Below are 12,382 nucleotides of genomic sequence, written 5' to 3'. Positions count from 1 at the left end.
CGCCAGTTCGGCCTTCGCCGACGCGGCGAGGGCCTCCTTGGTCCAACTCCCATACGGCGCACGCATATGCCGCGGCCACGAGCCCGCATCGAAAACCTTCCAGTTCCTTGTTGACTCGCAAAGGGCTCACCGCGCGCCACCGGACAGATGCGCGTCAACCGCGGCCATCCGGGATCAGCCTGCCAGAGCGCTGCACCCAGCGACGCTAGATCGCCCTTGTCGCTATTGGCTTGGGCTGCGCCGTTCTCGCTAAGGCTGGCCAGAGATCTGAGGGCGAGCTGCCCATGCTGCCTCATGGCTGATGTTCGGGCCAGATTGATGCATCCAAGCAGCTCCCGCGCGTCAGTGGCTCGCTGATGCAATAGAACACGTTGCACTGCGCCCTAGTCCGATAGCGCGACCAAGACGGGCCTCGATCTGGGCGCAAGAGCTGATCACGTGCTGGCGCTTGCACGTCATCCGCCAATTGCATTGAAAATAGCGAATACGTCATGACGCGCCTTTTCCTCAATCATCCTTGATAGCCGGCGGTTAGCTATGTGGATTTGGAGAATATTGGTAAAATCTATTGTTTTGATGCGAGGTATCCATGCTGCGGATGGGCCAAGAGGGATCCATCAACATTGAGTGCGTGAGCCGATCCTCTTGATTCAATTGATCAGGCGCATGCCGAAGAATGGCTCAGCATGCGACCGTCCATTCGGTGAAGGTCCTAGCCAGGCATCGAAGCCATCTCGGGAACGCGAATCATGACGCTTGAGCTGGATCAACTCAAGCGCTGCTTCCCGCGAGCAGAGTCGAGCCTACGCCGCTGACTAATGACGACAACTGGCGGGTCCTTTCGATGATCAAGTTACCGAGCTGAGGGGGACTCGCACATTGGCTCGACGCAGCGGACCGCTAAAGACGGCCAAAGAAGCCTGGTTCGGGATGCTCGAGAAAAACAGAGCCTGCAGTATTTCGGCAGGTGCCCACCCAAGCCTGCGGGCCGCCAGGACAGATTAGATTGATCAACTAGCGAGGTGCTGTCGCTCCATTCCCATCAGCTTCATAGCTGCTCCGGAGCTCAATCGAAGCGCTTCGGCTAACATCAACCCTGCACAGCCAAGTGTCCGGGCAAGCGATCGCTGGAGCGGGGCATGCATCAATGTATCTTTGGATGAGCGCTGCAGATACCGACTTCGTTAAAAGGATCCTGAGGGCGGCGCGGCTCTGGTCATGAACATTTTCATTGCAAAGTCGAGCGACCTGTATGCTCGGTCGCGGACCGCCTGCGGCAAATCAGGAGTTGCGTCAATCGCAGCGCGCGCGTCGCTCAAAATCTTATCTTTTGCGGAAAGAAGCTTTGCATCTAACATTACATGAAGCGTCTCTCGAACTTCAGGTGAGATCGCGCTGTCGCCATCGATCAATTCTCGAAGTTTCCAAAACATGCGCTCGACTGCTACCATCGACCCGAGGACTGACATCAGTCTTGGTGACATCATTGGCCATCTCCTTCTCCAGCCAGAATCTGGCGACCATCCCAGCGAAATCAGACCTGTCCCCGTTTGACACCGGCGCGCGAGGCGACCCTGAACAGGCGAATGACTGGAATACATGTCCGCTGCTACGCCCCAGCGGGCGTGAGACGGACGTTCAAGATATGCTCAGGGGAACTCGCAAAGTGTGCGATTTGCGAGCAAGGCATTTATCTTTCCTGTGCTCCAGGCCGTAACCCGGTAGCGTGCGGTGGCTCACGTGCAAAACTGACATGGAGGGTGTGCGCCGCTTTCCATTTGCCACAATACATGCAGCGGCATCGGAGTTGGACTTCTGCCACGCGTCCGTGCTCTTCCGCTTTCTCACTCGGATCGCTCTTAGGCCGAATTGAGTGAGTGATCCCGGTCACGCAAAGGTGGTCATCCGATATCCCGGTGCTCGGGGCGCCCACCCGTTTTGTGATTGCGTGGGTGCATCGACATCGAGCCTCCCGATCTGGCGATGGCGGGTTGGTCGTGCGCCACGTCGACCTCGATCGATCTCTTGATTCTCCATCGGCCGTCTGGTCGAGCTCAGAAAAGCTAGCAACTTAATCGCGCAGATCATTTCCATGTGCTGGATTCCCTATCTCGGATTGGTTCATTTCGTCTGTCTTACTGTCCTCGCCACTGCACGGCTATGCTGTGCAAACCGTGCATTTCACCCACCAGCGGCCACCGCGCTTCTCCGCGCGCAACTTGCCGCGGCGGATCCGAGAGAGCACGCCTTCGGGGCTTATGTGGTTCATCGCTGCGAATCGCTGAACAGTGAGGCAGTCCTCATGCAGAGGTGGAGGGGTGCTAATTCCGTGCGCAGCCAGCAGAATGCGCAGCGAAGCCAACTCCGCCAGCACGATCTCGAGCTTACGCGCGATCTCCTCCGTCTGGTCGGAGCGCTGCCGGGACTGCGTCACGACAGGCCCGCCCGTGCGATAAGCCACATCTTGGGTTCGTGCGGAATGCGATCGACGAACTGGAGCGCCAAAGCGGGATGAGCGTGAGCCAACTCACCTGTCCAAGCAAACCACTGCTCGGGCAATGTCAACGCACGCAAACTGGGAGACAGAGCATTTCTTGCCGTTGAGCCTACTGTTTGGTGATGTAGTCGAAAAGGTCTCATGCGCGTAAGAGCCATTTGAACCATAAGAGCGGCCTTACAAATGCATCCGGCTGCGGTGCTCATGGGCCTCGGTGTTGCCATTTATTGCCTGGTCAAGGACGAACTTATTGGAATCGCTGTTGGCTCACCGTCAGTGGTCTGCCGCTATGAGCTCGGAGTGAATCGCAGTTGCTGTGTTGAGGCAGGCATCCAGTGACAGAGATCCAAAGGCGAGCTGGCAAAGGAGATAGTTGGCGCCTGCCTCTTCCACATGATCGAGAAGAGTTTGGCGCACCGAAGCGCGCGTTCCGACAACGCACAGTTCACTCTCAATTGCGGCATCCAAGGTTAGGGGCAGGTTGGATGGAGGCGGGATGTCATTGAGGTCGTACAGGAACTTAAAGCTCTTGAGCCATGTTTCGTAGGCTGGCGCGGCGAGGGAGCGGGCGGCTGCTTCAGAGCTGGCAATTACGACCATGCGGAGTAATGCGAGAAATGGTGCTGAACCGTTGGCGTCATGCTTGGCGTTTCGATGAGCGCGATAGCGATCAGTTACCTTGCGAACGGCAGAAGAGGGCCCCATGCACGCCAGATTAGCGCCATTCGCCGCCGCCCAATGCGCGGACTCAGGCCGATTTGTAGCAATCCATGTCGGGGGACAAGGACGCTGGTGAGGCGAAAGCGTCAAAGGAACGTCGCTCAGCGCAAAATGTTGCCCTTCGTACGAGAGCGGCCCGCCATTCATCGCGTTAACGAAGATTTGGGAAGCTTCCTCGTAACGGCTTGAGGCAACATCGGCTCCAACCCCAAAATAACTCAGTTCGATCGGTAGGGAGCCGCGACCAAGACCGACCTCGACCCTGCCGCTGCTCAGGTGATCCAACATGCAGATCTCCTCGAATGCCCGCAACGGGTGGTAGAGGTTGAGCAGCATGACCAATGGACCAACGCGAAGTCGCCGTGTGCGTTGTATGACGCTTGACAGAAACAAGTTCGGCGATGGACCGCGTCCATGCGGGGTGCAATGATGCTCCGCCAGATGATAGGCATAGAAACCGAGCCGGTCGTAGGCCTCCGCCAGCGCGAGGCGGTCCGCGTATTGCCGGGCGATATCGGGGCCGTCCTCGTCAAGATGATCAAAGATGCCGCAGGTCAGGTTTGAGGGAAGAACGTTTCTCACTCAGTTATCTCCTATACAGAGGACCGGAGTCCGCCGGGTTTTTGGGTGCAAGAGGCGCTCGCTGGCACTGCGGTGCATATGCTGCGAAGCCGTTCTCAACAGCTCGTAATGCGCCGACCGGACAAAAACTGAATCCGGCTGCGTCGCGAAGCTGCATCATGTGTGAGTCCGGATCGATTACGAACGGGGATCTGTGACCTGAGTGGAAGGGGTCACTAGCCACGGCATCCCACTTTCTTAAGAATGCTGCCGACAGCCGCAAGGAACGCATCCATCTGGCGCTTTGTACCGATGCTAACCCGAATGCACTCTTGCAGGCCGGCATCCGGAAAGAAGGCAACGAGGACGCTCTGGTCTTGCAACGCCGCCTGCCACCATCTGCCACCCTGGCCTACCGGCACACGGGCGAGGAGGAAGTTCGCGTGGGAAGGCGTTACGGAGAACCCAAATTCTGAGAGGGCGGCCGCTACGCGCTGACGCTCAAGCCTGACGTGGCGATGGTTCTCCTCGTAGGCGTCGCGATGCGCAAGGACGCTCATGCCCACGGCATGAGCGACCACATTCATGTTGAAAACATTCTGGATGTTGCGAAGCCGCCCAATCAGCTCGGGATGGCCGAAACCGAAGCCTACGCGAATGCCAGCGGCGGAATAACTCTTGGAAAACGTGCGCAGGACCAGAAGATTCGAATGGCGCTCAATGAGGCGTAGGCCGTCCTCAGGTGCGAAATCGACATAAGCTTCATCCAATACGATCAATCGGTCAGATCGTATAACGAGGCGCTCGATCTCAGCGAGCGGAACAAAGGTTCCGGTCGGATTGTTCGGATTGGCCAGCAGAATGAACTTGGCATGTTTAGCCGGACCGAAAAGCAGCTCGTCCATCGGCAAGCAGTCGGGTTCAGACCAGGGAATTTCAATGAACCGGGCCCCTTGCAACATGGCAAGCTTGCGATTGAATGAGAAGCCGGGCGACATCATTGCGATGCCGTCGCCCGGGGCAAGAAAGGCTCTGTAAATGAGACTGAGGAGTTCAGACGATCCATTGCCAGCCATCACGCGATCAGTGGCAATCCCATAGGCCGCTGCGGCCGCTTGTCTCAAGCTGATATTGTCGTCTTCTGGATAGCGGTATTGCACCTCAAGAGCTGCAATTGCGCTTCGCATCACGATGGCTGGCAAAGGAAATGGGTTCTCATTCGTGTTCAGTTTCACGCAAGTATTGTCCGGGGTGGGCCGCCCGGACGGCAGTGCATCCAATTCGCGAGCCACCGGCGAGAGCGAGGAAAGCATAGTTTGCAGTTTTGCATCCAATTTGGTGTTCTCCCTTTTGTCGGCGAGAGCAGTTGACGGCCTTCATCGAGCCTACGTGATGCGCGCGCTGTGTTCGGAGCCGGGAGCGCAAGGCGTGCATGAATGTTAAGGGGTGGGGTGCCATAGGCGGGCTCAGATCTAAGCGCCGCACCGGATCAGAGCCCATCTCAAAGTCCGGCAGGGATCAGCACGGATCAGGCGGCGCACGGCGTTATCCCAGCGAATACCTGTTTCACGAGGGGAGGGAACGCCACGTCCACTCGGCCGAACAGCGCTGCTAACGCTTGGCTTGAACTCGCGTAATCCGCAGACAGACTGCGCACGACTGACATCTTGCCACACGCTACGTTCCTTCTAAAGAGGTCCTGGCAGCTCACTCCCGAGAGCGAGGTGCGCATCAGTTTCACGAGCTGGAAGAAGTCACCGATGTTCGTTGGCCTTACGAATGTGGAAGTGATGCTCACTCTAGTGGTACCAGGCGAATGGGAACGTACTCTTCGGGCGGCCGTTCGGGCGTGCACGACAGCTGTGATAGCATTGCCGCGAGGGCGAGAAATGCTGCGACTGCGACGCACGTGAGCAGCGCATAATCGCTATGTCGAGGATGGTTCATCATTTGAACGCTCCGTGCGGTGTTGGTGCGGCGGTCAGGTCTGCGCGACCGCTTCGACGGTATTGTCGCGCCAGCGGTAAACGATGAACCCAGGAGCGGCATTGTCTCCCTTGGAGTCGAATCGAACCGTGGCAATGGCCGTTTCGATTGAGCCCGAGGTAGGGCCGCAGCGACCCGCGTGGCATCGAAGGTGCCCGCCCGTTTGACCGAGCCTGCCCATGCTTGAACTGCGGCATAAGCGTAGAGCGTGCCCCTGCGGCAGATAGGCTCGAACCCTTGAGCTTGGCGACAGCGGCTGCCCCTGCAGCATTCGTCGTCGAGTCCGGCATAAAGGTAAAGAGCGTGCCGTTTGCGCAGTCGCCGGCAATGGCCAGAGACGATCATCCACCGACTTGTTCTCGCCTAGCGCTCTCACCGGGAACTTCCGAAAGTGATGCCGATCATTGGAGTCTCCATCGGCCTAGCCGGCGCTCTGTCCGTCGCCCCGCCGCTGCGTCGATGCTTTTAGAAGGTACAATTTGACGCTACGTACGAATCAAGTACTTCGAAGCGTGCTCGTCGAGGTTGATTGCCAAGATCCACAGAGCGAAGGACCCCAAGAGTGCCGACAACGCAGATTCTGAGGCGAATTGCTACGGGCCAACGATCCTCAGTCAGACAAGGATCAGCATCACTTCATTGGGTCTAGAGACATTGCAGTAACCGAGTCGCGGGCAACCGCGTGCGTCAACTCTTTCCCAACTGGTCCTCCAGCGCGGCGAGGGCGAGATCCAGGTATCGCATGAGGCTCGCATCCCAGCCGGCGAGATTGTGTGGTTCGGTCAATCGCGTCAGCACCTTAAGTATCATCGAGACAGTCGAGTCAACTCCTGCGATCTCAGTCAGCAGCGAACGGGCCTGACGCGCGACCGCATTTGCCCGCTCACTGCATGGAGGCTCGCCCCGATCCATGCAGCTACGTAGCTCGTCCCGAATCTTCCGCCACCGATCTTCGCGGCTAGCGTTAGAGGCGCACGTGCAGATGGCCGAGGGGCTACGCTCCTCAATCCGCGACATTGCATCTAACGTGGCCGGCAGCTCGTCGACACTGACTTCTGTCTCACCTTGCGTCGTCATATTGCGCAATCGATCCCGTAATAATGTCGCCCGCGCGACTTGAAGTTCAATTCGCTCCAGATGGTTGCGCAATAGGTCCGTGAGAGACGTCCGTCCCTCGATGGCTTTGCGGATCTCAGGAAGCGAGAAGCCGAGCTCACGTAGCGCCCGAATCTGAGAGACGCGTTGTAGGCTTTCACGATCGTACATGCGGTGACCGCCATCGGTACGTTCCGCGACCGTCAACAACCCAGTATGTTCGTAGTGATGCAGAGTGCGTACCGTTACGCCGGTCGCCTCTGCAAGTTCTCCAATGCGCCATCGGCGCCGTCGTGGTGTGGCGTTTGTCATGGTCCTCAATTTGCAAGCCTACAACCTGACGTCACGTGAGAATCAAGTTATTTCAATGATCTAGATGATGGTCTCTTGCTGCGAACCCCCGGGAGGACTGAGCGCATGCTGTTGATCAAGTGGCCGAGACAAGTGCAAGCATCAAGTTCGCCAGCGACGCCAATTCGTCCCTCGCTGCGCGTTGCATCACAAGTCTGGCGATCGCCACGCGATTCTCGCTGGTTCGCATGCATGTCGGTAAAGACGCGATTGCTCGATCAAAAAGGTTTCCCAAGCTCGCGAGATCCTCCGGATCGTAGACTCCGCTCGGCTTATCCAAGAGTAAGCTCCTTTGATTGTCGCACCCGCGCCGCACGTGACGAAGCCGTTTGGCTGTGGTGGGGCAAAAAGGAGACGGAGCGGCGACGTGCGCGAAAGAATGTGACAGGTACGTTCGTGTGGTGCCGTTGTGCAACACGGCGTTTGCTTCTCTTTTGTCCAACACTGCCCTAACCGAAACTGTGCAATTTCCGCTGTATGCTGCTGCAGCAGTGGCCATCTGCTGTCTGATCGCCACGCGAAGCGAAAGCAGGTACATGCAGTCCCGCTTGATCTTGAGACACAGCTTCACGAACGGCGGCCCAGACACAGTACTGATCTGATCAGATGGGCCTCTTTCGGTCGCAATCCTTGCTGCGATGTCTATCGTCGAGCCGGGCGTTGATTGGTCAATCATCGCAGATTAGTCCTGCCACCACATCGTGGCGTGGCCGCCCGCTCGGCGCCTAACAGCGTTTTGTACACGCAGCTAGTCCTGTCGAGATGGCTTTGTGGGCGCGAAGGCGTTGTTCGCGCATGGCAACATCGGGTTTTGGAATGCCACAAGATGATGGCTGCTCTTCAACGGCGCAAGTCTGCGACGCAAAGCGTCGGTAGAATGAGAGAAGGCGGGCCGCAAAACCATCCCGGCATGTATCTCAACGCAAGCGCACCTCGCGCGGCTGGCGAAACGTTACTCGCGATTGAGGACCGCGCCTCGAAGGATCGCTCCAGTATCCGTTGGACGTGGAGGCGCTCAAAACGGGTCGACGGGCCTCCGGCGCCGCGCGGCCACGCCCGGGAAAACAACGACGTGCCATAGCTCCTACAGCAATAACTCGCATATCCAAACGCGAGCCGGATCAGTGTTGCGCACCACAGTCCAGCTGTCGCGGGCTTGCTCGTCCGGAAACACCCTCACTCGCTTTCATCCTCGAACAGTATCGCTTTGGTGCGCGAGCGCTGGACATAGATGCTTTGGGTAAGATAGGCAAATCATGTTACCGCACCGAAGTAGCTCTTCGGGGGCAGCGGTGAGGGGCCGTAACTCGGGTCTGGCGGCGGCGGCATCCCGCGCGCCACCCGCCACGGCGCTTTCGAAAATAACACGACTGTCGCGAGATCCGAAAGGATGACCCTGCACCCACGATCCGATGGCTGGATTGACCATGTCGCCCGAAATGGTCGAAAGCTGGAGGCGGAGCACGGCTTGGCGAAGGGAGCGGCGAGCCCTTTCGTGGGCGGACATTGGCATAGTTGCCGTCCTCTCATCATAAACACTCATCACCTAAGCGCGCGCAGCGGGACAATGCCGCAAGCTCATGGCGGGTGGATCCAGGTTGATCCTGCGGTCAGCGAGTTTGCGGTTGCGCTCCGTCATGCGGGACCGAGTACAATAAGAGTAAGACAAGCGCCGTTGAGATGACGTGTCCCAACCTCCATGCCAGCCTTGCGCACACCTCTCACTTGCAGGTTCCGCTCTCCCGAGTTACGCCAGCTGGCGTTGCGCTTTCCGGGCGCGACTGTGGACAGCGTTGGCGTTCGGCAGAACAAGTTGGTTCGACGCGAACGAGCCGGCATCGACCTGTGGGTCGGCCCGCCAAGAGACTCTAGCTACTGGCTTCGGCATTACTGCAATCGCCGGGACAGTAGACGGCAAGGAGAATGCCCACCGGCAGGCGAAGAGCGGTGCGGGTGCGCTACCAGTGTCCACGTTGCAGCCTCGATCGCAGGTCTTAGTCTACAACCTGACGCGGTGTACGATTCAAGGGATTTTAGTGCCGAGGCCGGATATCGTTCACCTGACTGGCCGGAACATGCTCCGAGCTCAGCTCATGTAGAACAGTGCGATGCAGCCCGTCGGATCAGCGGAAAGTCATTGCGGAGCGCCGCCGAACGAGCTGTATGACGCGCAAGATCGTCACGCCAGCGTGAGATCAATAGCGCCGCCGACGCGATCAAACTACGCTCAAGCGCGCCAATGTCGACAGGCCGAACACCAGCGAGGACCGGAGCTTCGAGCCTGGCGTAGATCTGGTTAAAGAAGAGTAGGTCGCAAACGGCCGAACAATCCTAGAACGGGCCGTGACATTGGTTGGTCTCGGACGGAGAGACCATCATGGATGCCTGTTGCAAGAACATGTTGCGCATCCAAATGCTTGCAGGATCAGTATTATGAATGGCCGGCCATTGGACGGCCTCGGTGAATGTGAGAAGTCGCAGCGGAGGTTCGATGACCCGCAGGGGCATCGTGTTTGCGAAATGGCTGACCAGTCTTGAGGGCATGCTCCCTATACGGTTGGTGCCCAATAACATAGGCGGAATCATACCAAAACCCTGCACAGCGACCTCGGTGCGTATCTTGAAACCATGCTCGAGCAAGAGCCATTCGTGGAAGGAGGGCTTCAGGGAGCGCCCGAACTGGGCTTCCACGTGCCCGATCGACGTGTACATCTCGAACGTAAGTCGCTGCGCCAGCTGCTTGTTCATGGGGCAGCCCACGCAAACGAAAGTGTCCTCGAACAGTGCCGCCTTGGGATGCGCACTCGACATGAACATCTCCGGATACATGAGAAAATCGACTTCACCGCGCCGGAGAAGTTCATCGGGTTCCTCTACGGGCGGCAGCAACTCGAAATTGATTGTCGGAGCTTCCCGAGCGACGCGGTCCACGATTCGTCGAAGAAACACGACAGTCATGAAGTCGGACAGGATGATCCTGAATCGCCGATTCGATTGAGATGGAGTGAACCCGTCCGGAGAAATGATGGAGAGCTGAATGTGAGCGAGAGCCTCGCGAATCGGGACTGCGAGCGCTTGAGCCCGCGGCGTTGAGACAAGCTTCCGGCCCCTCATCGTGAATAGCTCATCGCTAAAGTAAGTGCGAAGCCGTGCGACGGCAGCACTCATGGCAGGTTGACTGAGGTTGATGCTTCTTGCCGCCGCAGTGAGATTGCCTTGCGTCGCCAGGGCGTCAAACGCAACGAGGAGATTCAGATCGAGGCCCTTGAAACGCATAATCTTGAGTGATCCACGGTATGAATGTGTTCTATCGATACAATCGATTTTACCATTTGTACCGAATGAGGATAGCAAAGAATAGTTTAGCGAGATGTCAGATCTATCAGAGTGGTTACAAATCGTAGCGCGTCTCAGCCCAGCGCCAGGGATCGATCAAGACATCTGGACCGTGCGGTCGCAGTTTCGCGCGTGTTGCGCAAGTCATATCTCGGCGAGCTAGCAAGTGGGGATCCGCAAATGTGCGTGGGCATATAGGACGAGCAAACCTTCGTATGGCTTCGCCAACCCATTCTATACCGGCCGTCTACCGCCGTAGAATTGAGCGAACGCTCAACCTGGCAGTAGATTTCCCTCCAGTTGGACCCCTTCGGTTGCGGGTGCCAAATATGTTTTGGCGCATCCGATTGCGTCCTTGCTGCGGAGAAATCGTGCGGAACATGCAAGCGAAGGCGTCCTTGGCGAGTCTGATGCGAGTTGTGCACACGCTCGACGTCGTATCCATTGTGAATGCAGATCGGTCAGTGCTTGGAGCTCTGACAGATATGGTATTTTCCGCGGGTTACGTACCCGAACCCTTCGAGAGCGCAGACGAGTTCTTGAAATCGGGCCGCCGTTTGATCACGTCGTGCTTGATCGCGGACATGCAGTCGAGCGTGATGAGTGGCTTTGAGCTTTTCCATCATCTGGCTGCATCCGGAGGCGCGATTCCCACCGTTCTGCTCACAGACAACTCCGAAGACGATATGAGTCGAGTCCTGCAAGCTGGACTCCAGTTCTTGAGCAAGCCTTTCGAGCGTAGCGAACTGCTGGCCTGCGTCAGGAGCCAGATAATGAATAGGAACTACTCTCTATGAAAATGATCGCGCCCGGATCCACACGAGGTGTTTCGGCGCGCCCTCCAGTTCGTTGGAGGCTGTGCTGGGAGAATGAGCTTCAACTTGCTGACCATATTGAATTGTCCGACTTCTTCCGGAAGACCTATGGTCCGACCGGGGCATTCAATGCAAAGCCCTTTGAAGGTCATCGAAGCTGGGCCGGCGCAAGGCCTGAGATTCGGGCAATCGGCTATGATGATCGTGGCGTCGCGATTCACATCGGCGCACTGCGCCGCTTCATAAAAGTGGGTGAGGTCGATCTGCTTGTGGCTGAACTCGGATTGTACGGTGTACGCCCGGATCTCGAGGGGCTCGGAATCAGCCACTCCATCCGCGTGATGTATCCCGTATTGCGAGATCTTGGGGTGCCGTTCGGCTTTGGCACGGTCCGATCCGCCCTGCAGAAACATATTACCAGGCTGCTCGGGCGACAGGGGTTAGCGACAGTTCTGCCAGGGCTCCGTGTCCGGTCCGCTCGCCCGGATATCTATCTCACTGTGCCTCCGACGCGCGTGGAGGACGTGGTCGTCCTCGTCCTGCCGATTGCGAGGTCAATGAGCGAATGGCCGGGCGGTGAGATGATTGAACGGAACGGGCCAGAACTGTGACGTCCGCAAACGACCAGACTGAAGCGCGGAGCGACTACGCCGACGCCGGCGGAGAGCACTGCGTCTATCTGACATTTGATGATGGTCCCAACCCGCATTGCACGCCGGCTATCCTGGATGTGCTGGCGCAGCATCGGGCCCCCGCCACCTTCTGCGTGATCGGTGCATATGCAGCGGGTCAGCCGGAGCTGATCCAGCGCATCATTGCAGAAGGGCACGAAATCGCAAACCACACAATGACGCACCCGGATTTATCCAAATGCATGCCGGATGAGGTGGAATACGAGATCCTCGCGACGAACAAGGTCATCGGAATGGCCTGCCCGCGAGCCTCTGTGCGGCACATGCGTGCGCCGTATGGGACTTGGACCAAGGAGGCCCTCGCCGCGTCGGCGAAGGCTGAACTGGCA

At 57.8% G+C, this 12,382-nt stretch carries 8 protein-coding genes; 3 read left to right on the top strand and 5 right to left on the bottom strand.

The features are described from left to right. Positions 1-1,184: 1,184 nt before the first annotated feature. The 5 genes from IVA81_RS19105 to IVA81_RS19085 form a co-directional block, all read right to left on the bottom strand. Complete coding sequence (locus IVA81_RS19105; protein WP_247320865.1) at positions 1,185-1,487, bottom strand: hypothetical protein; 303 nt, start codon at positions 1,485-1,487, stop codon at positions 1,185-1,187. Between the two features lie 1,283 nt (positions 1,488-2,770). Continuing rightward, a complete protein-coding gene (locus IVA81_RS19100) occupies positions 2,771-3,799 on the bottom strand; it encodes an LLM class flavin-dependent oxidoreductase (protein WP_247320863.1) in 1,029 nt (342 codons plus the stop codon). Positions 3,800-4,014: 215 nt separating this feature from the next. Further along, positions 4,015-5,091, bottom strand: coding sequence for a histidinol-phosphate transaminase (hisC, locus tag IVA81_RS19095; RefSeq protein WP_247320868.1), 1,077 nt, complete (start codon positions 5,089-5,091; stop codon positions 4,015-4,017). Positions 5,092-6,451: 1,360 nt separating this feature from the next. Further along, the gene (locus IVA81_RS19090) at positions 6,452-7,171 is read right to left on the bottom strand and encodes a MerR family transcriptional regulator (RefSeq protein WP_247320861.1); all 720 of its coding nucleotides are present in this window, start codon (positions 7,169-7,171) and stop codon (positions 6,452-6,454) included. A 2,370-nt stretch (positions 7,172-9,541) separates the two neighbouring features. Then, positions 9,542-10,486 carry a LysR family transcriptional regulator gene (locus tag IVA81_RS19085; protein WP_247320859.1) on the bottom strand — a complete coding sequence of 315 codons (945 nt, stop codon included), beginning with the start codon at positions 10,484-10,486 and terminating at the stop codon, positions 9,542-9,544. Between the two features lie 275 nt (positions 10,487-10,761). On the opposite strand from IVA81_RS19085, the gene IVA81_RS19080 reads away from it, so the two are divergent. The 3 genes from IVA81_RS19080 to IVA81_RS19070 all read left to right on the top strand — a co-directional run. Next, positions 10,762-11,343 (top strand): response regulator, encoded by a 582-nt coding sequence (locus IVA81_RS19080; RefSeq protein ID WP_346659399.1) that lies wholly within the window; start codon positions 10,762-10,764, stop codon positions 11,341-11,343. Further along, a complete protein-coding gene (locus IVA81_RS19075) occupies positions 11,340-11,972 on the top strand; it encodes a NodA family N-acyltransferase (protein WP_247320857.1) in 633 nt (210 codons plus the stop codon). The genes IVA81_RS19080 and IVA81_RS19075 overlap by 4 nt, the downstream gene beginning before the upstream one ends. Next, on the top strand, positions 11,969-12,382 hold a 414-nt coding region (locus IVA81_RS19070), incomplete at its 3' end, for a polysaccharide deacetylase family protein (protein ID WP_247320856.1). The genes IVA81_RS19075 and IVA81_RS19070, both read left to right, overlap by 4 nt.

This window comes from Bradyrhizobium sp. 141, from assembly GCF_023074055.1.
Classification (GTDB): Bacteria; Pseudomonadota; Alphaproteobacteria; order Rhizobiales; family Xanthobacteraceae; genus Bradyrhizobium.
Note: the sequence above shows the minus strand (reverse complement) of the source record. Positions and strands in the feature narration are given on the sequence as shown.

Excerpts from the sequence above, each read along its gene's own strand:
- IVA81_RS19090 (WP_247320861.1), bottom strand. The coding sequence starts at position 7,171 with ATGACAAACGCCACACCACGACGGCGCCGATGGCGCATTGGAGAACTT.
- IVA81_RS19105 (WP_247320865.1), bottom strand. The coding sequence starts at position 1,487 with ATGATGTCACCAAGACTGATGTCAGTCCTCGGGTCGATGGTAGCAGTC.
- hisC (WP_247320868.1), bottom strand. The coding sequence starts at position 5,091 with ATGCTTTCCTCGCTCTCGCCGGTGGCTCGCGAATTGGATGCACTGCCG.
- IVA81_RS19075 (WP_247320857.1), top strand. The coding sequence starts at position 11,340 with ATGAAAATGATCGCGCCCGGATCCACACGAGGTGTTTCGGCGCGCCCT.
- IVA81_RS19080 (WP_346659399.1), top strand. The coding sequence starts at position 10,762 with ATGGCTTCGCCAACCCATTCTATACCGGCCGTCTACCGCCGTAGAATT.
- IVA81_RS19085 (WP_247320859.1), bottom strand. The coding sequence starts at position 10,486 with ATGCGTTTCAAGGGCCTCGATCTGAATCTCCTCGTTGCGTTTGACGCC.